General features: G+C 71.3%; 20 protein-coding genes. 10 read left to right on the top strand and 10 right to left on the bottom strand.

Translation table 11 applies throughout. The features are described from left to right. The 3 genes from Q0L11_RS07005 to Q0L11_RS06995 form a co-directional block, all read left to right on the top strand. Window positions 1–1,970, top strand: a 1,970-nt coding sequence (locus Q0L11_RS07005; protein ID WP_296596280.1) for a M13 family metallopeptidase, incomplete at its 5' end; no start/stop codon positions are given. 5 nt (window positions 1,971–1,975) lie between these two features. Further along, complete coding sequence (locus tag Q0L11_RS07000; protein WP_296596279.1) at window positions 1,976–2,779, top strand: RNA methyltransferase; 804 nt, start codon at window positions 1,976–1,978, stop codon at window positions 2,777–2,779. Window positions 2,780–2,847: 68 nt separating this feature from the next. Continuing rightward, window positions 2,848–5,250: an ATP-binding protein gene (locus Q0L11_RS06995; RefSeq protein WP_296596277.1), complete on the top strand. Its 2,403-nt coding sequence runs from the start codon at window positions 2,848–2,850 to the stop codon at window positions 5,248–5,250. 90 nt (window positions 5,251–5,340) lie between these two features. Here Q0L11_RS06995 and Q0L11_RS06990 read toward each other — a convergent pair whose 3' ends face one another. From Q0L11_RS06990 to Q0L11_RS06980, 3 genes are read right to left on the bottom strand one after another with little or no spacing between them, the layout of a single operon-like run. Further along, the gene (locus tag Q0L11_RS06990; RefSeq protein WP_296596276.1) at window positions 5,341–6,141 is read right to left on the bottom strand and encodes a class III extradiol ring-cleavage dioxygenase; all 801 of its coding nucleotides are present in this window, start codon (window positions 6,139–6,141) and stop codon (window positions 5,341–5,343) included. A 32-nt stretch (window positions 6,142–6,173) separates the two neighbouring features. Beyond that, entirely contained in the window at window positions 6,174–6,749 is a 576-nt protein-coding gene (locus Q0L11_RS06985; protein WP_296596275.1) for an NADPH-dependent FMN reductase, read from the bottom strand. A 41-nt stretch (window positions 6,750–6,790) separates the two neighbouring features. Beyond that, entirely contained in the window at window positions 6,791–7,210 is a 420-nt protein-coding gene (locus tag Q0L11_RS06980; RefSeq protein WP_296596274.1) for a DoxX family protein, read from the bottom strand. Window positions 7,211–7,338: 128 nt separating this feature from the next. Between Q0L11_RS06980 and Q0L11_RS06975 the strand changes: the two genes are divergently transcribed. Then, window positions 7,339–8,268, top strand: a complete 930-nt coding sequence (locus tag Q0L11_RS06975) for a LysR family transcriptional regulator (protein WP_296596273.1) — start codon at window positions 7,339–7,341, stop codon at window positions 8,266–8,268. 106 nt (window positions 8,269–8,374) lie between these two features. Beyond that, window positions 8,375–8,893, top strand: coding sequence for an SRPBCC domain-containing protein (locus tag Q0L11_RS06970; RefSeq protein WP_296596272.1), 519 nt, complete (start codon window positions 8,375–8,377; stop codon window positions 8,891–8,893). Here the strand turns inward: Q0L11_RS06970 and Q0L11_RS06965 are convergent. The 4 genes from Q0L11_RS06965 to Q0L11_RS06950 form a co-directional block, all read right to left on the bottom strand. Then, window positions 8,890–9,720: a DUF6644 family protein gene (locus tag Q0L11_RS06965; protein WP_296596271.1), complete on the bottom strand. Its 831-nt coding sequence runs from the start codon at window positions 9,718–9,720 to the stop codon at window positions 8,890–8,892. The two genes, Q0L11_RS06970 and Q0L11_RS06965, sit on opposite strands and share 4 nt — an antisense overlap. Then, window positions 9,717–10,331 (bottom strand): DUF6644 family protein, encoded by a 615-nt coding sequence (locus Q0L11_RS06960; RefSeq protein ID WP_296596269.1) that lies wholly within the window; start codon window positions 10,329–10,331, stop codon window positions 9,717–9,719. Before Q0L11_RS06960 ends, Q0L11_RS06965 begins: the two co-directional genes overlap by 4 nt. Window positions 10,332–10,520: 189 nt before the next feature. Further along, complete coding sequence (locus Q0L11_RS06955) at window positions 10,521–11,033, bottom strand: CinA family protein (RefSeq protein ID WP_296596268.1); 513 nt, start codon at window positions 11,031–11,033, stop codon at window positions 10,521–10,523. A gap of 7 nt (window positions 11,034–11,040) precedes the next feature. After that, window positions 11,041–11,550 (bottom strand): hemerythrin domain-containing protein, encoded by a 510-nt coding sequence (locus Q0L11_RS06950; RefSeq protein ID WP_296596266.1) that lies wholly within the window; start codon window positions 11,548–11,550, stop codon window positions 11,041–11,043. A gap of 100 nt (window positions 11,551–11,650) precedes the next feature. Here Q0L11_RS06950 and Q0L11_RS06945 point away from each other — a divergent pair, with 100 nt between their 5' ends. Next, the gene (locus tag Q0L11_RS06945; protein WP_296596265.1) at window positions 11,651–12,667 is read left to right on the top strand and encodes an FAD-dependent oxidoreductase; all 1,017 of its coding nucleotides are present in this window, start codon (window positions 11,651–11,653) and stop codon (window positions 12,665–12,667) included. A 2-nt stretch (window positions 12,668–12,669) separates the two neighbouring features. Next, window positions 12,670–13,839 (top strand): acyl-CoA dehydrogenase family protein, encoded by a 1,170-nt coding sequence (locus tag Q0L11_RS06940; protein ID WP_296596263.1) that lies wholly within the window; start codon window positions 12,670–12,672, stop codon window positions 13,837–13,839. A gap of 19 nt (window positions 13,840–13,858) precedes the next feature. Here the strand turns inward: Q0L11_RS06940 and Q0L11_RS06935 are convergent, their stop codons facing one another. Further along, window positions 13,859–14,542, bottom strand: a complete 684-nt coding sequence (locus Q0L11_RS06935) for an energy transducer TonB (protein WP_296596262.1) — start codon at window positions 14,540–14,542, stop codon at window positions 13,859–13,861. Between the two features lie 134 nt (window positions 14,543–14,676). Here Q0L11_RS06935 and Q0L11_RS06930 point away from each other — a divergent pair, with 134 nt between their 5' ends. Then, the gene (locus Q0L11_RS06930; protein ID WP_296596284.1) at window positions 14,677–15,504 is read left to right on the top strand and encodes a transglycosylase SLT domain-containing protein; all 828 of its coding nucleotides are present in this window, start codon (window positions 14,677–14,679) and stop codon (window positions 15,502–15,504) included. 33 nt (window positions 15,505–15,537) lie between these two features. On the opposite strand, the gene Q0L11_RS06925 is transcribed toward Q0L11_RS06930, so the two are convergent. Both Q0L11_RS06925 and Q0L11_RS06920 read right to left on the bottom strand, forming a co-directional pair. Then, entirely contained in the window at window positions 15,538–16,734 is a 1,197-nt protein-coding gene (locus Q0L11_RS06925) for a CaiB/BaiF CoA-transferase family protein (protein WP_296596260.1), read from the bottom strand. 48 nt (window positions 16,735–16,782) lie between these two features. Further along, on the bottom strand, window positions 16,783–18,546 hold the full coding sequence (locus Q0L11_RS06920) for an ATP-binding protein (RefSeq protein ID WP_367183361.1): 1,764 nt from the start codon (window positions 18,544–18,546) through the stop codon (window positions 16,783–16,785). A 173-nt stretch (window positions 18,547–18,719) separates the two neighbouring features. On the opposite strand from Q0L11_RS06920, the gene Q0L11_RS06915 reads away from it, so the two are divergent. Both Q0L11_RS06915 and Q0L11_RS06910 read left to right on the top strand, forming a co-directional pair. After that, a complete protein-coding gene (locus tag Q0L11_RS06915; RefSeq protein WP_296596259.1) occupies window positions 18,720–19,886 on the top strand; it encodes a DUF2336 domain-containing protein in 1,167 nt (388 codons plus the stop codon). Window positions 19,887–19,941: 55 nt separating this feature from the next. Beyond that, window positions 19,942–20,739, top strand: coding sequence for an NUDIX domain-containing protein (locus Q0L11_RS06910; protein ID WP_296596257.1), 798 nt, complete (start codon window positions 19,942–19,944; stop codon window positions 20,737–20,739). Window position 20,740: the final 1 nt, after the last annotated feature.

Genomic DNA, 20,740 nt, shown 5'->3' with positions numbered 1-20,740 from the left:
TCGGGTTCGACGTCTCGGGCATGGACACGTCGGTGGCGGCCGGGGACGACTTCTTCCGCTACGGCGTCGGCAAGTGGGTGGACCGCACGGAGATCCCGGCCGACCGCTCGAACATGACCAGCTTCGGGGTGATCCAGGAGATCGCCGCCAAGCGCACGCGGGCGATCATCGAGGACTCGGCGAAGGCGAACGCCCCCGAGGGCTCGGAAGCGCGCAAGATCGGAGATTTCTTCGCCAGCTTCATGGACGAGGCGCAGATCGAGACGCTGGGCGCCGCGCCGCTGAAGCCGGAGCTGGACGCCATCGCCGCGATCAAGACCCGCACCGACCTGTCGCGTGCGCTGGGCGGATCGATCCGGGCCGACACCGACGCGCTGAACGCCACCAACTTCTACACCGAGCGGCCGTTCGGCCTGTGGGTGGCCGAGGACCTGGACGACACATCGCAGTACCGCGCCTACCTGATGCAGGGCGGGCTCTCGATGCCTGACCGCGAGTACTACCTGGGCGATAGCCCCCGCTATGTGGAGCTGCGAAGCAAGTTCGAGGCGCATGTGGCGGCCATGTTCAGGCTGGCCGGCGTGAGCGAGCCCGAGGCGCGGGCCAAGCGGGTGATGGCGCTGGAGACGGCCATCGCCAAGGCGCACGTCTCGGTCGACGAGAGCGCGGACGTCGCAAAGTCCAACACCGTCTGGACGCGGGCCGAGCTGGCGAAGAAGGCGCCGGGGATCGACTGGACCGCCTTCCTGGCGGCGGCGGGCCTGCAGGACACGCCGCGGTTCGGCGCGTGGCAGGCGGGGGCCATCACGCGCGAGGCGGCGCTGGTGAGCGGCCAGCCGCTGCAGGCGTGGAAGGACTACCTGGCGTTCCACACGATCGAGCGGGGCGCGCCGTACCTCTCCAAGGCGTTCGTGGACGAGCACTTCGCGTTCAACGGCAAGGCGATGTCGGGCACGCCGCAACTGCGCGACCGCTGGAAGCGGGGCGTGGACTTCACGTCCAATGCGCTGGGCGAGGCGATCGGCAAGCTCTATGCCGAGCGGCATTTCCCGCCCGCCGCCAAGGCCCAGGCGCAGGAGATGGCCGACAACGTGCTGAAGGCGTTCGGCCACCGCATCGACGCGCTGGACTGGATGACGCCGCAGACCAAGGCGCGGGCGAAGGCCAAGCTGGCCAACTTCCACGTCTATGTGGGCTATCCGGATGCGTGGCGGGACTATTCGGGCCTGGAGGTCGTGCGCGGCGACGCCTACGGCAACTGGCGGCGCGGGGTGCTGTTCGAGTACCGGCGGAACGTCGCCAAGCTGGGCAAGCCGGTGGACCATGCCGAGTGGGTGATGACGCCGCAGACGGTGAACGCGCTGTTCGGGCCCAGCCAGAACGCCATCTTCTTCCCGGCGGCGATCCTAGAGCCGACGTTCTTCGACCCTAACGCCGACGCGGCGGTCAACTATGCGGCCATCGGCGGGGTCATCGGCCACGAGGTGAGCCACGGCTTCGACGACACCGGGGCGCTGTTCGACGAGAACGGCAACCTGAAGAACTGGTGGACGCCGCAGGACATGGCCCGGTTCAAGGCCGAGACCAAGAAGCTGGCCGACCAGTACAGCGCCTACGAGCCGCTGCCGGGACTGCACATCAACGGCGAACAGGTTCTGGGCGAGAACATCGCCGACGTGGCGGGGCTCGCGACGGCGTACGACGCCTACCGCCTGTCGCTGAAGGGCGCGCAGCCGCCGGTCATCGACGGGTTCACGGCCGACCAGCGGTTCTTCCTGGGCTGGGCGCAGAACTACCGGGCGAAATACCGGGAGCCGGCGCTGCGGCGCGTGGTGGTGACCGACGTCCACTCGCCGGGGCCCTGGCGGGCGCTGACGGTGCGCAACCTCGACGCCTGGTATCCGGCCTTCGACGTGAAGCCGGGGCAGAGGCTGTATCTGGCGCCGGCCGACCGCGTGAAGGTCTGGTAGCGGGCTTGCCGCAGGTCATCCGGATCGCCGACGCGGACGACCCGCGGCTGGAGCCTTACCGCGAGGTGCGCGAGCGGGACCTGGTGGGCCGCCAGGGGCTGTTCGTGGCCGAGGGCCGGGTGGTGCTGGAGAAGGCGGTGGCGGCCCAGCCGGCGGCCATCGCCTCGGTGCTGGTCGCCGAGGCGCGGCTGGATGGGCTGGCTGACGTGCTGGCCGACCTGCCGGACGAGACGCCGGTCTATGCCGCGGCGCAGGCGGCGATGGACGCGGTGGTGGGCTTCCCGATCCACCGCGGCATCCTCGCCATCGGCCGGCGCGTGGACCGCGACGCCGAGGCGCTGCTGGCCGGGCTGCCGGCGCGGGCGCTTGTGGTGGGGCTGGTGGGGATTGCCAACCACGACAACATGGGCGGCGTGTTCCGCAACGCCGCCGCGTTCGGCGCGGACGCGGTGCTGCTGGACCCGACCTGCTGCGACCCGCTGTACCGCAAGGCGATCCGCGTCAGCGTCGGAGCGGCGCTGAGCGTGCCGTTCGCCCGGACCCAGGACCCCGTGGGCCTGCTGGAGCGGGCGGGTTTCGAGACGGTGGCGCTCTCGCCGCGGGGGGAGGTCGAGATCGGCGAGCTGGCGCCCGGGCCGCGCTCGGCGGCGCTGTTCGGGGCCGAGGGGCCGGGGCTGCCCGAGGCGGTGCTGGCCCGCACGCGACGGGTGCGGATCGCCATGGCGGGGGGCTTCGATTCCCTGAATGTGGCGACCACCAGCGGCATCGTCCTGCATCATCTGGCGAGGCGGCGGGAATTCCCGGTTTAAAGGCCCGCTTAACGGAAACCCGCGATACCTGAGTTTGGGCCGCAAGCCAGGCGGTCCGGGGGGAAGGAATGGGTCGCGAGCCGGGGCAAGGCGCCACGACGCCGATCGGTTTGGAGGGGTCGCGGGCGGTGTTCGACCGCGCCACGCGGCTGGCGCGCACCCTGTTCGGCGAGGTCGAGAGCAAGATCACGCTGAAGCTGGAAAACGGCTTCTGGCGCAGCCGCACCTACGAGACCGTCGTGAATTCCGGCTCGGTGCGCGAAGTGATCAGCCGCGGCGAGGTGGTCTGGATCGAGGACGCGACCAAGGATCCCAGCACCCGCGACGAGCCGTCGGTGACGGGCCCGCCCTATGCACGGTTCTACGCCGGCGCGCCGATCCGGCTGGCGGACGGCACGACACCGGGCGCGCTGTCGGTGATGGGCCTGGAGCCGCGGCCGTACGACGGCGCCCTGGCCCGGCGGCTGCAGGACCTGGCGGACTTCGTGGCCGACGAGTGGGCGCGGGTGGACGCCGCGCGCCGGCAGGCCGGCGCCGAGCGCACGATGACCGCCATCGTCGACGCCATGCCGGTCTCCGTGGTGCTCACCGATCGCGAGGCGCGCGTGCAATACGCCAGCCCCGGCTGGATCAAGGCGCGCGGGCTGGAAGGCGAAGAGATCATCGGCCGGACGCTGTTCGAGCTGCGACCCGACGTGTTCGAGCCGTGGCGGCAGGGGATCTTCTTCTGCATGGACGGGCACAGCCGCTCGATCGCGCGCGTGCCGTTCCCGAAGGCGGACGGCAGTCCGGGCTGGGCGAAGGTCGAAATGGCGCCCTGGCTGGATGCCGATGGCCAGGTGGCCGGGCTGATCCTCAGCTCGTACGACATCACCGAGATCGTCGAGGCCCTGGAGAGCACGGAGCGGTCGGAGCAGCGGCTGCGGGTGGCGCTGGAGCTGGCGGAGCTGCACGTCTACGAGGTCGACTACGTGCGGCGCGAGCTGTTCAAGGTGGGCGCCGAGGACACGTTCTTCGACCCGCCCAAGACCTACGACGACCTGCACAAGGACATCTGGACCACGGTCGACCCGCGCGATCGGCCCCGTGTGGTGGCGGCGTGGGAGGAGCACACACGCAGCGGCGCCCCGTACCGTCCGCAGCACCGGATGGCCCGGGCCGACGGCCGCGAGGTCTGGGCCGAAGGCACGGCCAAGTTGGTGGTGAATGACGACGGCAAGCCGATCCGCCTGGTCGGCGCCCTGCGCAACATCACCAAGCAGAAGGCGGCCGAGCAGGCGCTGGTGCAGGCGAAGGAAGAGGCCGAGGCGGCGAACCAGGCCAAGAGCGCCTTCCTGGCCACCATGAGCCACGAGATCCGCACGCCCCTGAACGGCGTGCTGGGGATGGCGCAGGCGATGGCGGCGGACGATGCGCTCTCGCCCGTGCAGCGCGAACGCATCGAGGTGATCCGCCAGTCGGGCGAGAGCCTGCTGACCATCCTCAACGACGTGCTGGACCTGTCGAAGATCGAGGCCGGCAAGCTGGACCTGGAGACCGCGCAGTTCGACATCGACGAGGTGGCGAAGACGGTCCACGCGACGTTCCAAGCCATCGCCGAGACCAAGGGGCTGGCGTTCGAGTTCAGCGTCGATAAGGCGGCGCGCGGAGTCTACGAGGGCGACCAGGTGCGGGTGCGCCAGATCCTCTGGAACCTGGTGTCCAACGCCCTGAAGTTCACCGAGAAGGGCGGGGTGAAGGTGCGGATCGGGCGGCAGGACGAGGCCCTGTCGCTGACGGTGTTCGACAGCGGCATCGGCATGACCGCCTTCCAGCTCGCCGGGCTGTTCCGCAAGTTCGCCCAAGCCGACGCCTCGACGACGCGCAAGTTCGGGGGCACGGGCCTCGGGCTGGCGATCTGCCGCGAACTGGCGGAAGCCATGGGCGGCTCGGTGAGCGCGACCAGCGCGCCGGGGATGGGCTCGACCTTCACCGCGGTCCTGCCGCTGAAGCGCGTGGCCGCCTCCGCGCCGAAGCAGAAGGCGTCCCGCAAGGCCAGGGCGAAGGCGAAGCCGGCCGACACGCGCCCGGTGCGCGTGCTCGCGGCCGAGGACAACGCCATGAACCAGTTGGTGCTGAAGACCCTGCTGGGCCAGATCGGCATCGATCCGGTCATGGTGGCGGACGGGCGCGAGGCGCTGGAGGCCTGGGAACGCGAGCCGTGGGACGTGATCCTGATGGACGTGCAGATGCCGGTGATGGACGGGCCGACGGCCACGGCCCTTATCCGCACGCGCGAGCGCTCGGAAGGGCGGGCGCGGACGCCCATCGTGGCGCTGACCGCCAACGCCATGTCGCACCAGATCGCCGAGTACCTGCAGTCGGGGATGGACGCCTTCGTGGCCAAGCCGATCGAGGCGGCCCGGCTCTACGAGGCGCTGCAGGCGGCGGTGGACGGCGAGGCGCCGGGCGACGCGGCGGCGGTGGCTTAGGCGCGCGGCGAGATCCGGAGATCCTCTACGGCGGGTGTGTGGGCGCCGGGGGGAGAACGAGGATCTCCGGTCCCTCTCGCGGGGAGACTGTCAGGCGGCTCGGCCGAACTCCACGGCCGAGATCACCACGTCCATGACCGTGTCGCGGAAAGCGACGACGGCCGGTTCGCCCGGGGCGGCGCCGGCGGCCACCATCAGGGGCAGAAGGTGTTCCTCGCGCGGGTGGGCCTCGCGTGCGTGGGGCGCGCTGTCCCAGTGGGCGAGGGCGGTCTCGCGGCGCCCCGGATCGGTGGCGGCCGCTTCGAGCCACTGGTCGAACGTCGCCGATCGCTCGGTGAAGGCCGGCGAGAAGCCGCGCATGTTGTGCCAGCTCATCCCTGAGCCCACGATCAGCACGCCTTCGTCCCGCAGCGGCGCCAGGGCCCGGCCGGCGGCGAGGTGCGCGGCGGGATCGAGGTCGGCCTTGAGCGAGAGCTGGACGACCGGGATGTCGGCGTCGGGCGTGACGAGCTTCAGCGGAATGAACACGCCATGGTCCCAGCCGTGGCCGGCGTCTTCGGCCGAGGCGATGCCCGCCTCGCCGAGGAGCCCGCGGACCCGGCGCGCCAGGTCGGGGGAGCCCTGGGCGGCGAAGGTCAGCTCATAGGTGTGCGGCGGGAAGCCGTAGTAGTCGTAATCGAGGGCGGGCCGGGCGCCAGAGCCGACGGTGAAGACCGGCGCCTCCCAGTGACCCGAGACGATCAGGATGGCCTTGGGCCGCTCGGGCAGGCTGGCGACCAGGCCCTGGAGGTAGGCCGCCGTGCGGTCCCAGGCATCCGCCGGACCCCGTGTCCACTCCATGAAGAAGCAGGGGCCCGCGCCGTGGGGGAGGAAGACGGTGGGCAGGGTCATGGCGATACCTGGGACCTTTCGTGGATTGCGGATCAGGCGGCCTTGGCGGCCGGGGCGTCGTCGATGATCTTCTCGACCCAGGCGGCGAACTGCGCGCCATAGGCCTTGAGGAACTCGGCCGTGCCTTCGTTCACCAGCTCGCCGGCTTCATCGAACAACGCGAAGGCGTTGCCGATGTAGGCCTCCTGGCTGAGCAGCGGCACGTTCAGGAAGACCAGCGACTGGCGCAGGTGGTGGTTGGCGCCGAAGCCGCCGATGGCGCCGGGCGACATGCTGATGACCGCGCCGGGCTTGCCGTTCCAGACCGACTGGCCATAGGGGCGCGAGCCCACGTCGATGGCGTTCTTCAGTACGCCGGGGACCGAGCGGTTGTACTCGGGCGTCACGAAGAGCACGGCGTCGGCGGCGGCGATCTCCTGGCGGAAGCGCACCCATTGGGCCGGCGGATCGGACTCCAGGTCCTGGTCGAAGTGCGGCAGGTCGCCGATCTCGACGATGTTGAACTTCAGGCCGGGGGTGACCGCGGCGAAGGCCTTGGCCAGCTTGCGGCTGACGCTGTCCTTGCGGAGCGAGCCGACGACGACGGCGACGTTGCGAACTTGAGTCATGACGAGGTCCTTTGCGAGAGGGAGGTTGTCAGTGGTTGGGATCAGGCGGCGGCGAGGCGCGCCCTGGACTGGCGCTGGCCGTCCAGGCTGTAGGCGCCGGCGCCGGTGGTGCTGAGCAGCAGGAAGACGAAGGCGAAGAGGATCGCCGGCTCGCCGCCGTTCAGCACCGGGTAGAAGCCCTGCGAGGCGTGGAACATGAAGTAGGCCACCGCCATCTGGCCGGCGGCGATGAAGGCCGCGGGGCGTGTGAAGAGGCCGACGACCACGAGCAGACCGGTGACCAGCTCGATCACGCCGCCGACGCCGAACAGGCTCAGCAGGGGCTGCTGGCCGGGCTGGGCGCCTTCCGGGAAGCCGGCCAGCTTGACGAGGCCGTGCTCGATGAAGAGCAGCCCGGTGACGAGGCGGAGCGCGGCGAGCGCCTGGGGCGTGAACCGGCCGGGGGTGAGGGATTGCGACATGGGAGAACCCTTCTTTCGTCCTGGTCCTTCGGCCGGTGGCCTTGGACTGATGGGAAGATGGGCAAAAGCCTGGGCGTTGATAATCCGGCCAATCCGGAGGACAGTGTCTCCGAAAAGGAAATAATCGCATGGACCGTCTCGACGAGATCCGCGCGTTCGCGGCCGTGGCCGAGGCGCGCAGCTTCACCCAGGGCGCGCGCAAGCTGGATGTCTCCGGCGCGCAGATCTCGAAGCTGGTGGCGCGGCTGGAGAACCGCCTGGGCGCGCGGCTTCTGAACCGCACGACGCGCGACGTCTCGCTGACCGACACCGGCCAGGCCTATCTGGAGCGGGCCCGGGACCTGCTGGAGGAGTTCGACGCGCTGGAGTCTTCGGTCAAGGACCAGAGCGGGCCGTCTGGCAACCTGAAGGTCTCCGCGCCGGTGTCGTTCGGCAAGAACCAGCTCACGCCCGCGCTGCTGGAGTTCGCGACCGGGTGCCTGGCGGTCTCGCTGGACGTCACCTTCTCGGACCGGATGGTCAACCTGGTGGAGGAGGGGTTCGACGTGGCCGTGCGCATCGGCCACCTGACGGACTCATCGCTGGTGGCGCGGCGGCTGGCGGCCGTGCGGATGATCACCTGCGCCTCGCCGGACTATCTCGCCGGGGCGGGGACGCCGCTGGCGCTGGAGGACATGGCCAGGCACGAGGCCATCCTCGACACCAACGCGCGCGACGCCACGCTGTGGCGCTTCGGACGCCGGGGCGACGCGCAGGAGGTGCGGGTGCACGGGCGGCTACGCTTCAACGGCGCGGAGGCCTGTGTGGAGGCCGCGGTGAAGGGCTTCGGCATCGTCCGCACGCCGGCCTTCGCGGCGGCGGAGGAGCTCCGGTCGGGCCGGCTGGTCCCGATCCTCTGCCACTTCGAGCCGGAGGAGATCTACGTCCACGCCGTCTATCCGCACGCCCGGCACCTGGCGGCCAAGGTGCGGGCGTTCGTGGACTTCCTGGCGAAGCGCTATTCGGGCGAGCCGGAGTGGCACCAGGGCTGGGGCCAGAGGCACCCGGCGGCGGGGTAGGGCGCGGAGCGCCAATCGGCCATCGAACCACCGCGATGTCGGACTCGCGACCGCTCGCGCGTCGTTCCCATAAGCCCGACGGGAGCTTTACAGCGAAGGACGCGATATGGACCAGAGCACTCAACCCAAGCCGCCGCAGAGTCCCACCACGGTCGCACGCAAGTCCGATCGCGAGCTGATCGTCACGCGAGTGTTCGACAGCCCGGTGGATGCGGTGTTCGACGCCTGGAGCCGGGCCGAACTATTCAGGGTGTGGTGGGCGCCGGCGTCGATGGGCGCGGTCGTGACCGCTTGCGAGATCGACGCCCGGACGGGCGGCGGCTACCGGATCACCTTCGGGCAGGGCCCAGAGGCCGCGACGTTTTTCGGCCGCTACCTCGAGGTGGCCCCGTCCTCACGACTGGTCTGGACCAACGAGGAGAGCGGGGAAGGGCCGGTGACCACCGTGACCTTCGCGGCGCACGGCCCAGGGACGCTGTTGACGCTCAGCGAGCTCTACCCGTCGCCGGAGCCCCTCGCCGACGCCATCGCCGGTATGCAAGCGATGGCGGGCGAGCAGTTCGCGCAGCTCGACGAACTCCTCGCCTCGCGACGCCGGGAGGCCGCGGGATCGGAGCCGGCTTAGGCGAAGGCGATCCAGCGGCCGGCGGCGGCGGTGGCGACCCAGACCAGGATGGCGGCGTAGGCGAGCGCCTTCACCGCCGGACCGCCGCCCGACTGGGTGCGGCCCGAGCTGACGATCTGGAGCGCGGCGGCGGCCAGGATCCAGGCGGCGTAGGCCAGGATCAGCAGCTTGTTCGCCGGATCGAGATGGGCGTAGTCGTCCGGCTTCCAGACGACCTGGTGCAGGGCGAGCTGGACCGCCATGAGGACGCCCATGCCGCCGAGGTAGATGAGGCGGGTCACGCCGCGGGTGACGAACAGCACGATCAGGGCGGCGGCGATGACCACATGCCAGAGGCCCGGGTTCACCAACTTGGCCACCCCGAACACGCCGACGCACAGGCCGAAGAGGGCGAGGCCGATCACGGCCCACAGCTTGGCGCCGCCGCCGAGACGGCCGTCCTGGCGCGCCGCGGGAAGGGCGACGCCGTAGGTCAGCACGAGCGCCGCGGCGAGGCCGAGCATCTTCGCGGTGAAGGCCTCCGAGGTGTAGAGGCGCTCGGGGTTCGACGTGCCGATCAGGACGCCGCTGAGGACGACGCCGACGACGCCGACGTTGAGCCAGGGCAGGACGCCGCGGCGCACCTCGGACGGGCTGTCGTCGGTGAGGCCGGCGCCGATGAGCCGCAGGTTCAGCAGGATGCTGGCGCCGCCCAGCAGGGCGAGCGACAGGATATGCAGCACTTCCCACTGGGCGAAGTACGGCTTGATCCATGCGCCGGGGAAGGTGTCGTCGAGGGTCGAGACCCACGGGCCGATGGACGGGAAGAGATCCTGAGGCGCGATCACTTGGTCATCTCCGTGAGGTCGATGGCGCCGCGTTCGGAGATGGCGCATTCCTGGGCGACGTTGGCCCAGTGGGGCAACGGCTTACCGCACTCGAACCAGTCGTAGGCGATGAAGCGGCCGAAGGTGATGACCGCGATCCACGAGAGGATCGAGACGGTCGCCGACAGCCGGGCCTTGGCCGGGGGCTTCTCTGCGGTGTCCCACGCGTCGCGGTCCTTCTGGACCCGGAAGTGGAAGACGAAGATGTTGATCGCCGCCACCGCCAGGAAGATCAGCTTCAGGCGGAACCACAGATTGTGGTAATAAAGCAAAGGCTTGGCGTAGAAGAGCAACAGCCCGGTCGTCACCATCAGCAGGAAGCCGAACACGGTGAGCGGCAGGACGCGGTCGCTGATCACCGAGACCGGCGTCCGGCGGAAGCCCCAACCCAGCAGCCGGAAATCGACCAGGAAGATCGTGCCGGCGAACAGCATGAGCGACAGGACGTGGGTGCCTTCAAGCAGGCCCCAGACGTTGAGGGTGCTGGCGAGCGCTTCGCTCCACGACGGATCGTATTCGCCAGGGCCCTTGCCGACCTGGGTGGCCAGCCAGACCAGGAAGTCGCGTATCAACTCGTATTCCCCCCGCCGATCCGCCAGTGTCCCGGCGGGCCCGCTTGATCTTGGAGCGTGACGGCGACGGGCCCGCAGAGGGGGCTGGCCGCCATGCTCGCGCATACCGGCTTTTCTAGGCGCGCCGGCCTTCGCCTCAATTGCGCATTTGCATCGCCGCCGCAATACGGCGTTTGCCGGCGAGGGAGGTCAGGCGGCGCGCGCGAGGTCTCGCAGGCCGTCGGCGAAGAGCTGGAGGCCGGCGCGCAGGGCGCCCAGACGCACCTCGGCCCGGCCGACGTCGCCGAAGCGTTCCGTGCGGATCCGGGTGGGGCCGCCGCGGCGGGCGCAGGCGAGGTGGACGAGGCCCGCCTCGGGGCCTTCCGCGAAGCCGGTGATCGAAACGGCGAGATGGGCGCGCGAGGCGGCCACGGCGCCCTCGGCCATGGCGCGGGCGCAGGGCTCGGACACCGCGCCGTCGGCCTCCAGGATGGCGCGGGAGACGCCCAGCAGCTCGTGCTTGGCATCGTCGGAATAGGTGACGAAGCCGCGCTCGAACGCGTGGCTTCGCCCGGGAATGTCGGTCAGCAGGGAGGCGAGCAGGCCGCCGGTGCAGCTCTCCGCCGTGGCCAGCATCAGCTCACGGTCGCAGGCGGACTGCAGCACCTCCTGGGCGAGGCGCTCGATGTCGTCCGGAATGGCGGGATCGAGGGCTTCGGCCATGGCCGGGTCAGTTCGGCCGGGTCTTCAGCTCGGCCTTGCGGGTGCGCATCTTCTCACCGACCGCCTTGAGGTCCATGTCGGAGCGGCGCACCTCGGGGAAATACTCGGTCTCCTCCTCCTCGACGTGGTGGTCGATCATCTCGCTGAGGACCTTCACCTTGGCGTCGTAGTAGTCGTCGGACGGCGACATCGCCTCGATCTGCTTCATCAGATCCTTGGCCGACGCGTGCTCGACCTCGGCCTCGTTGACGGTGTCTTGCTCGTCCACGAAGGGGCGCGATTCCGGGTAGAAGATCTCCTCCTCGAGGACCATGTGGACGCGCAGCTCGGCGATGATCTGCTGGGCGATCGACTGCTTCTTCGCGTCGTCGGACTTCGACTTCTCGTACTGCTTGAACAGGTCCTCGACCGTGCGGTGGTCGGCCATCAGGTCGCTGACGGCGTCGTTCGGGCGGGCCGAGGCGCGGCCGTCCTTGGTGAGGGGGGACTTGCTGCTTTGGGACTGGGTGGTCGCCATGGTCGCTCTCCGGGGTGGGGTGGGTCGCGGCTATGAACCCGCCTCTGCGGCCCAGGTTCCGGGGCCTTGCATTTCTGCCGCGCAGCGGCTCGTTAGGCGCATGAGCGGATCGCCCCGAGTCACCGTCGCCGGCGCCGGCGTGCTGGGTCTTGCGACGGCGCTGGCCCTGGCGGACGCGGGCTGCAAGGTCACCGTCTGCGATCCCGGCGGGGCCAATGCGTCCAGTGTGGCCGCCGGCATGATCGCGCCGGCGTTCGAGGCGGTGCTGGACACGGCGGCGCGGCCGCACCTGGACCTGCTGATGGCCGCGCGCGACCTGTGGCCCAGGCTGGCGCAGCGGGCGGGGCTGGCGCTGGACCGTTCGGGCACGCTGGCGGTGGGCGACGCGCGCTGGCTGGCCGGAGTCGCGTCGGGCTTCGCCGGGCTGGACCTTCGGCCCACGATCCTCGGGGGCGAGACGGCGCGCGGGTTGGCGCCGGGGCTGTCGGAGGCGTTCGGCGAGGCCCTGCTGAGCCGCGAGGACTGGAAGGTCGACGCGCCGACGGCGATGGCCGGTCTCGTGGCCGCCGCGACCGCCGCCGGGGTCGAGTTCCGCCGGGACGTCGTGCGCGGCCGCGGCGAGGCCGACGTCCTGGTGGTCGCCACGGGGGCGGCGAAGAGCCTGGTCGAGGTCGCGCCGGAGCTGGCCCGCCTTTCGCCGATCAAGGGGCACATCGTCCGCGTCGCGGCGCCGGCGCAGGGGGTCACGGTGCGGGGCGAGGGGATCTACGCCGCGCCCGGCTCGGACATGGCGTTCGGCGCGACCATGGAGCCCGGCCGGGCGGACGTGGCCGTGGAGGCGGACAAGGCGGCGGGCTTGCTGGCGGCGGGGCTGCGGCTGTTCCCGGGGCTGACAGGGGCGCGGGCCCAGGCGGCGGCCGGGGTGCGGGCGGCGACGGCGGACGGGCTGCCGATGGTGGGGCCGGGCGAGACGCGGGGCGTGATGCTGGCCGTGGGCTCGCGCCGCAACGGCTGGCTGCTGGCGCCGCTGGCAGCCCAGGTGATCGCCGCTTGCGTGACCGGGCGTGATCCGGGCCCGCTGGCGGCGCGGCTGGATCCAGGGCGATTTGCGGGGTGACCATGAACGGCTTCTGGTTTTCGGACGAGCAGCAGGCGATCCGCGACGCGGTGGTGCGCCTCTGCGCAGGGTTCGACGCGGCCTACTGGCGGCGGACAGACGAGACCGGCGAGTTTCCCGAGGCCTTCGTGGCGGCGATGGCGCAGGCAGGCTGGCTGGGCGTGGCGATGCCGACCGAGCTGGGCGGGGCGGGCCTGGGCCTGACCGAGGCGGCGATCGTCATGCAGGCGGTGGCCGAGAGCGGCGCGGGCTTCTCGGGCGCCAGCGCCATGCACCTGAACATCTTCGGCCTGATGCCGGTGGTGAAGTTCGGCAGCGAGGAACAGCGGAAAAAGGCGATCCCGCGGATCATCGCCGGCGAGGACCGGACCTGCTTCGCCGTGACCGAGCCGGACGCGGGGCTGGACACCACCAGCCTGACGACGCGGGCGACGCGGACCAACGACGGCTACGTCATCCGTGGTCGGAAGATGTGGACCACCAACGCCCAGCGCGCGACCAAGATGCTGATCATCGCGCGGACCACGCCGAAGGAAGAGGCAAGGCGGCCGACCGAGGGCCTGAGCCTCTTCTACACCGACTTCGACCGCAGCCGGATCACGGCGACGCCGATCCCGAAGATGGGCCGGAAAGCCGTTGAATCGAATGCGGTTTTCATCGACGACCTGCATGTGCCGGCCGAGGACCTGGTGGGTGAGGAAGGGCGGGGCTTCTACTACCTGCTGGAGGGGCTGAACCCCGAGCGGGTACTGATCGGCGCCGAGGCGGTGGGGCTGGGCCGGGCGGCGCTGGCGCGGGCCGCGGGCTATGCCAAGGAGCGGGTCGTGTTCGGCCGGCCCATCGGCCAGAACCAGGGGGTGGCGCACCCGCTGGCCAAAGCCTGGGCCGAGCTGGAGGCGGCGAACCTGATGGCGTTCAAGGCGGCGGCGCTCTTCGACGCCGGGCGCGAGTGCGGCGCCGAGGCCAATGCGGCCAAGTACCTGGGCGGCGAGGCAGGGTTCAACGCCTGCGAGGCGGCGGTGCTGGCGCACGGCGGCATGGGCTACGCCAAGGCGTTCGACGTCGAGCGCTACTTCCGCGAGGCGATGATCGCCCGCATCGCTCCGGTCAGCCGCGAGATGATCCTGAACTACATCGCCGAGCGCGTGCTGGGCCTGCCGAAAAGCTACTAGGGCAGGCCCAGGCGGGCCGCTACTTCGGCAGGCGGAAGGCGATGGGGATCGAGACCTGGGCGCCCCCGACCGGGCGGCCGTCGACGGTCTGCGGGCTCATGCGGAAGTACCTGGCGAGCTTCAGGGCCGCGGCGCCGAAGCCCATGTCGTCCGGGGTTTCCGAGACGACGCGGCAGGCGCTGACGGCGCCGGCGTCGGTGACCTCGCACGAGATCACGGCGCGGCCCTCGATCTCCATTCGGACGGCGCGGTCGGGGTAGAAGCGCGCCATCTCCCCGCCGCTGGGCCGACTGACCCAGGTCGGGTTCCGGATGACCGGGTCCGGCGCGGGCGGGGTCGGCAGCGCCGGCGGGGCGGCGATGACGGGGCCAGGCGTCGGAATGGGGTCGGCCACCGGCGGTAAGGGCGTGGGCGCGACCGGGATCGGGGTCGTGGTGAGGACCGGCGGGCGCGGGGCCGGCGTCAGCGGGCGGGGCGTCTTCGGCGGCGGCGGCGGGGGCGGCTTGGGCAGGGTGTAGATTTCGATGTCGACGGGCTTGTCGACGGCCACCTCGGCCTTCGGCGGGGCGAACTGCATCATGGCGAGGTAAGCCGCGACGAGAGCGTGGACCCCCAGGGAGATTGCAACGATCAGGCTGGTGCGGCGGGACATGCGCCGCTTGGGCGCGGCGAAGTCGAAGACGGTGGGCTGGCGGATGACCATGGGCAGGCTCCCGAATGATTTACATTCGTAATGCATTCGGAAATTACAGCGGTAATGTGGCGACGGTCCGGGCCTGACGCACATTCGTAAACAGGGTTAGCCGGGCGTTAACCATGATCGGCGACTCCTGCAGCATGGCCGTCGAGGGAATCCGAGGCATCGTCGAAGCCGCCATCCAGCGCGCCTCCCAGGCGACGGGGGTGGACTTCGGATTCCTGATGAAGACCGCGAACCGCGAGAGCAGCTTCAACCCGCGCGCCCGCGCCGCGACGTCGTCGGCGGCCGGCCTCTTCCAGTTCGTGGACCAGACCTGGCTCTCGACCCTGAAGCAGCACGGCTCCAAGCACGGCTATGCGCGCTATGCGGACCTGATTTCCCGCGGTTCGGACGGGCGCTATCGCGTCGCCGACGGCGAGGCTCGGCGCGCGGTCATGGACCTGAAGCTGGACCCGCACGCCGCCTCGCTGATGGCGGGCGAACTGGCCGCCGACCACGCGGCCTATCTGAAGGGGCGGGTGGGGCGCGAGCCGACCTCGGGCGAACTCTATGTGGCCCACTTCCTGGGGCCGGCCGGCTCGGCGAAGCTGATCCAGGCGGCCGAGAGCCAGCCCGGCGCCACGGCCGCCTCGCTGTTCCCGGACGCGGCGCGCGCGAACAAGGCGATCTTCTACCGCGAAGGCCGGGCGGCGACCGTGGGCGAGGTCTATGCGAACCTCACCCGCACGGGCGGCGGCGGCATGGCCGTGGACCGGCCCGACGCGGCGAGCGACCCGGTCGACGGCGGCTTCATCCAGTACGCCTCGACCCGGCGCGCCTCGCGCCAGCGGGAGCAGGACGCCCTGGTCGCGATGATCCTGCGCGGCTCGCAGCCCGCCGATCAGGCCGGCGTCGGCAGCCGCCTGACCGGCTCGCTCTTCACCAGCGAGATGCTGAAGGTCCTCTCGGACAGCCGCGACAGCTAACTCTTCCCTCTCCCGCGCAGCGGAGACGGGGGGTCAGGCGGCGGCGCCGTCGGCGAACATCGCTTCGATCTGCGCATCGTCGTAGCCGATCTCGGCCAGGACCTCGCGCGTGTGCTCGCCCAGGCGGGGCGCGCGGGGCAGGCGGGTGGCGTCGGCGCCGGGGAAGCGGGCGGGCGCGGCGGGCGAGCGGTAGGCGCCGCCCTGGCCATCCTCGACCTCGACGAACGCGCCCGCGGCGGCCACCTGCGGGTCCTCGGCCACCTCGCCGGGGGTCTGGAGCGGCGCCCAGACGAGGTCGGCGGCGTCCAGCCGGCGGGCGATCTCGTCGAAGGGCAGGGCGGCGAAGCCGGCGTCCAGTTCGGCCGAGAGCTGGGCCGCGTTCTGCCGGCGGGCCTTGCCGGTGGCGAAGCGTTCGTCGGTGATGAGGTCGGCGCGGCCGGCGGCCTCGCAGAACTTCTCCCAGCCGCCGCCCGAGCCACGGGGATTGTGCACGAACCAGCGCCCTTCCGAGCTCTGGAAGTAGTTGGACAGCGCATTGATCGGGTTGGCGCGCGGACGCACCGAGGCGACGCGGCCGAACTTGAGCTGCACGGCCATGTCCGAGCCCATGAGGTAGACGCCGGAGGCCAGCAGCGACGTCTGCACTAGCCGGCCGACACCCGTCCGCTCGCGCTCGTAGAGCGCCGCCAGGATCGCCGAGACCGTGGCGAGCGAAGTGGTGTGGTCGCCGACGCCGGAGGTGCGCAGGAAGGGCTCGGCCCCCTTCGGCGCAGTCATGTAGCCAATGCCCGAGCGCGCCCAGAAGGCGGTGACGTCAAAGCCCGGGAGGTGCGCCTCGGGTCCTTCGAGGCCGTAGCCGGTGATCACGGCGTAGATCAGCCGGGGGTTGGCCTTGCGCAGGGTCTCGTCGTCGAGGCCGTTCTTCTTCAGGGAGACCGGACGGACGTTGGTGAGGAAGACGTCGGCCTCGGCCGCGAGCTTGGCCAGCGCGTCGCGGCCAGCGGGCTTGGAGATGTCGAGCACGACGCCGCGCTTGCCACGGTTGTCGAGGTCGAACGTCGGGTTCGATCCCAGGTCGTTGGCGAGGTCCTGGAAGATGTGGCGCATGTTGTCGCCGCCCGGCCGCTCGACCTTGATCACCGAGGCGCCCCAATCCGCCAGGATGCCCGCCGCGCCGGGACCGGCGATGTAGGCGGAGAAATCGACGACCTTCAGACCTTGCAGCAGCACGCGGGCCTCCCTTTTGCGGCCAACGTAGCGGAGGTGACGGGACGGCGCCTACGCCGCGCAGGCTCCATCGTTGGCCGGCGCGCGGGGCGAGACGGCTTCGGCTACGGCGCGGGCGATGGCCGGGACGGCGACCGGGCGGCGCAGAAGCGCGTCGGCCCCCGCCGCGAGAATCGCCTCGGCGTCGGCGGCCTCGCCGCTGGTCAGACCGACGACGGGGGTTTCGGCCGCGGCGCCGGCGAGGCCGCGCAGCGCCGAAATCGCCTCCGCGCTGTCGGCGACGACAAGGTCGAGGTCGCAGATCCGGGCGAGGCCGACAGCCCGCTCGCCGTTCGCGGCCTGGACCACCTGGTGGCCGAGCTGTTCGAGGCAGGCGCGCAGCATGGCGGCGGCGTGGGCGTCGGTCTCGACCATCAGGATGCGGAGGCGACGGGTCGGCTCGGGCGCCGACGGCGCGGCCGGCGTCGCAGGCTCAGGCGCGGGCCGGGTTCCGGCCGCGGCGTCGAAGGGCAGGTCGAGCGTGAAGCAGCTGCCCAGGCCCGGCGTGCTCTCGGCGCGCAGGTCGCCGCCCATCAGCCGCGCGAGACGCACCGCGAGCGGCAAGCCCAGCCCGGCGCCCGAGGCGCCGGCGGCGGTGCGGCTCACGCGCTCGAACGGGCGGAGGGCGGCGGCGAGCTCGGCCTCGGAGAGGCCGGGGCCGGTGTCGGCCACGGCGGCGAGGACGCGGTCGTCCTGGATCGACAGCCGGACCTCGATCCGGCCGCCAACGGTGAACTTCACGGCGTTGCCGATAAGGGCGGCCAGCACCTGGCGCGCGCGGACCGGGTCGGCGATCGCGCGGCCTTGGCCGTCGGCCAGCCGCTCGTCCATCTGCAGCGCGAGGTCGAGCCCCTTGGCCGTGGCGGCGGGCCGGCTCTGCTGCACGAGGTCGCGCGCGACGGCGGCGAGGTCCACCGGCCGGGTCTCGACAGTGAGGCGGCCCGCCTCCGCGTCCTCGGCGTCGACGGTCGTCTCCAGCACCTGCAGCAGGTCGTTCACGGCGTCGAGGGCGGCGGCGACCTGTTGGCGCGAGGGCGCGGCGCGACCGCCGGCGGCGGAGCCCAGGATGTGGGCCACGCCGGTCAGGCCGTTGCGGATCTCGTCCGACAGAGTGGAGACGAGGTCGGACTTGGAGCGGGCCAGCCGGCGCGCCGCCTCGGCCTGCCCGGCGCGGTCGGCGATGAGCACCTCGCGCTCGGCGGCCAAGGCGAATTGGGCGCGCAGGATGCGGTTGACCAGCAGGGCGAGCGCCAGGGAAAGCGCGGCCGCGGTCAACGCGATGCGGGCGATGTCCTGATCCTCGGGCTGCAGGAAGAGGCCGACGAGCGGTCCGGCCAGGGCGGCCGGGGCCACGATCAGCAGGCTGGGCAGCCAGGTTGCGGTGAAGACGACGCAGACCATTGCGCCGCCCAGCGTCAGGAGCAGCAGGGTTTCCCGCACGGGGCCCGCGAAATGGGCGAAGAGCGCCAAGCTCGCCATCGCCAGCGACCAGACGAGGCCTGCCAGCACGTGGACCCGCGCGCGCCTGCGCAGGTCGGCTCCGGCCGGCGTCTTCAGCCAGTTCACCGCCGCATAGAAGCCGCCCCAGCCGACGGCGAACGCGGCCAGGTTGACGCTCATCCAGGCGGCGTTGGCGGCGTGGCCGGCCACCCAGACGAAGATCGGCAGGCCGACGCCGAACGCCAGTAGGGCGTAGGGCAGAAGCGCGGCCTGGGCCGCCATGCCCTGGGCGTCTTCGGAAAGGCCGGGCGCGGGAGCGGAGGGGGGCGTGGCCACGGATGGGTCCCTGATTTCGGCAGGATGCGACGCTATGGCGCCACCCGTTGGCGGCCCGTTACGCGAAATCCTTAATCCACAGATTCGGTCGGCAACCTCCCGTTAAGCTTGACCGGGCAAATGTCGAATCGCGGGACTCCGAAGCGTCTTCGGAGGGGGATCGAGAGACGGGGATGGCGACGACGCGTTCGGCGCTGACGGACGAGGACATTCGCACGCTGGTGAAGGGGGCGACCCCGGACGAGCGCGCGCTGGCCGCCCGGAAGCTCTGCCACAACATCGATCGCGCGCCGCTCTCGTCCGAGGATCGTGAGCTGGCGGCCGACATCCTGCGCATCATGGCGGCCGACGCCGCCGAGATGGTGCGCAAGGCGATCGCCGAGACCCTGCAGGCCTCGCCCCTGGTGCCGCGCGACGTGGCGCTGCAGCTTTCGCGCGACGTCGAGAGCGTCTGCCTGCCGCTGCTGTCGTTCTCGCCGGCCTTCACCGACGCGGACCTCGCCGAGATCGTGCGGCTGGGCGGACCGGTCCGACAGGTGGCGATCGCGCGGCGGCCCGAACTGTCGCGCACGGTCACCGAGAGCCTGGCCGAGCATGGCGGCGAACGGGCCGTCGCGGCGGCGTGCGGCAACCCGGGCGCGGACTTCGCCGAAAGCGCGCTGAACCGCATCGTCGACCGGTTCGAGCGGTCGGAGCGCGTGCTGGCCTCGGTGGCCTATCGGAACGCCCTGCCGCTCTCGGTCACCGAACGGCTCATCAACCTGGTCACGGAACAGGTCCGCGACCACCTGCTGACGCACCACGCGGTCACCGCCGAAATGGCGATGGAGATCGTGACGGGTACGGCCGAGCGGGCGACCGTCGACCTGGTGGACCAGGCGGGCAAGGCCGCCGACGTCCGCACTCTGGTGACCCACCTCAACGCCGAGGGCCGGCTCACCGCCTCGCTGCTGCTGCGCGCGCTGGCGAGCGGGCACATGACCTTCTTCGAGTGGGGCGTGGCCGAATTGGCCGGCGTGCCGCACCACCGCACCTGGTTGATGATCCACGACGCCGGCCCGCTGGGCCTGCGGGCGATTTACGAGCGGGCCGGCCTGCCGGCGCGGCTGTTCCCCGCGTTCCGGGCGGCGGTCGACACTTACCACTCCATGGAGTTCGACGGCGGGTCGAAGGACCAGGAGCGTTTCCAAGAGCGGATGCTGCAGCGCTTCCTCACCCAGCCCGAACAGGCCGCGCGCGAGGACGTCGACTACCTGCTGAGCCGCATGGACGGCCGCCTCGCCCCGGCGCCTGAGCCGGCCGAGGCGGAGGTCGAAGAGGACGTCGTCCTCATCGCCTGACGGTTCCCCGGGGTGAGCCTTGCCTGGGGCGGGCGGGGGGACCAAGCTGACGCGCATGAGCGAAACGCCCCAACCGGCCGAGACGAAGCCGGCCGCCACCATCCTGCTGCTCCGTGATGAGCCGCAGTTCGAGGTCCTGATGGTCAAGCGCCATCATCAGATCGACTTCGCGTCCGGCGCCCTGGTGTTCCCGGGCGGCAAGACCCACGGCGGCGACCTGGACGCCGGGTGGGCCGAGCATTGCACCGGCTGGGAGCGGTTCGACGACGAGCAGCGCAGCCTGCGCATCGCCGCGATCCGGGAGGCCTATGAGGAGGCCGGGATCCTGCTGGCGGAGCGGCTGGACGGCTCGGACTTCGCCGAGGCGAGCGATCCGCAGATGCGCTCGGCCGTGGATCGCGGCGAGGCGGCGTTCATCGACGTGGTGCGCGAGCTGGGCGTGCGGCTGCGGCTGGACGCGCTGAGCGTCTTCGCCCGCTGGATCACGCCGACCATGATGCCGAAGCGCTTCGACACCTGGTTCTACGCCGTGCGCGCGCCCGCCGACCAGGTGGCCGCCGCCGATGGCCGCGAGGCCGTGGATGCGGAGTGGATCGCGCCGCAGGAGGTGCTGCGACTGGCCGACGCTGGCGAGCGGACGGTGATCTTCCCGACGCGGATGAACGTGCAGTTGCTGGCCGAGGCGAACAGCGCGCAGGACTGTGTGGCGCGCGCCGAGGCGCGAGCGCTGGTGCCGGTGCTGCCGCAGGTGGAGGTGCGGGACGGCGCACGCTTCCTGGTGCTGCCGCCGGACGCCGGCTACGGCCCCGTCGCCGAGGCGATGGAGCGCACGCAGCTCGCGATGAAGGTGTAGG

Origin of the sequence: Phenylobacterium sp., from assembly GCF_024508875.1 — a bacterium.
GTDB lineage: Bacteria > Pseudomonadota > Alphaproteobacteria > Caulobacterales > Caulobacteraceae > Phenylobacterium.
Note: the sequence above shows the minus strand (reverse complement) of the source record. Positions and strands in the feature narration are given on the sequence as shown.

Bases quoted from the DNA above. Each gene is read 5' to 3' on its own strand.
- Q0L11_RS06970 (WP_296596272.1), top strand. From the start codon at position 8,375: ATGGACCAGAGCACTCAACCCAAGCCGCCGCAGAGTCCCACCACGGTC.
- Q0L11_RS06975 (WP_296596273.1), top strand. From the start codon at position 7,339: ATGGACCGTCTCGACGAGATCCGCGCGTTCGCGGCCGTGGCCGAGGCG.
- Q0L11_RS06935 (WP_296596262.1), bottom strand. From the start codon at position 14,542: ATGGTCATCCGCCAGCCCACCGTCTTCGACTTCGCCGCGCCCAAGCGG.
- Q0L11_RS06950 (WP_296596266.1), bottom strand. From the start codon at position 11,550: ATGGCGACCACCCAGTCCCAAAGCAGCAAGTCCCCCCTCACCAAGGAC.
- Q0L11_RS06995 (WP_296596277.1), top strand. From the start codon at position 2,848: ATGGGTCGCGAGCCGGGGCAAGGCGCCACGACGCCGATCGGTTTGGAG.
- Q0L11_RS06985 (WP_296596275.1), bottom strand. From the start codon at position 6,749: ATGACTCAAGTTCGCAACGTCGCCGTCGTCGTCGGCTCGCTCCGCAAG.
- Q0L11_RS06940 (WP_296596263.1), top strand. From the start codon at position 12,670: ATGAACGGCTTCTGGTTTTCGGACGAGCAGCAGGCGATCCGCGACGCG.
- Q0L11_RS06955 (WP_296596268.1), bottom strand. From the start codon at position 11,033: ATGGCCGAAGCCCTCGATCCCGCCATTCCGGACGACATCGAGCGCCTC.
- Q0L11_RS06915 (WP_296596259.1), top strand. From the start codon at position 18,720: ATGGCGACGACGCGTTCGGCGCTGACGGACGAGGACATTCGCACGCTG.
- Q0L11_RS06945 (WP_296596265.1), top strand. From the start codon at position 11,651: ATGAGCGGATCGCCCCGAGTCACCGTCGCCGGCGCCGGCGTGCTGGGT.
- Q0L11_RS06980 (WP_296596274.1), bottom strand. From the start codon at position 7,210: ATGTCGCAATCCCTCACCCCCGGCCGGTTCACGCCCCAGGCGCTCGCC.
- Q0L11_RS06910 (WP_296596257.1), top strand. From the start codon at position 19,942: ATGAGCGAAACGCCCCAACCGGCCGAGACGAAGCCGGCCGCCACCATC.
- Q0L11_RS06990 (WP_296596276.1), bottom strand. From the start codon at position 6,141: ATGACCCTGCCCACCGTCTTCCTCCCCCACGGCGCGGGCCCCTGCTTC.
- Q0L11_RS06930 (WP_296596284.1), top strand. From the start codon at position 14,677: ATGGCCGTCGAGGGAATCCGAGGCATCGTCGAAGCCGCCATCCAGCGC.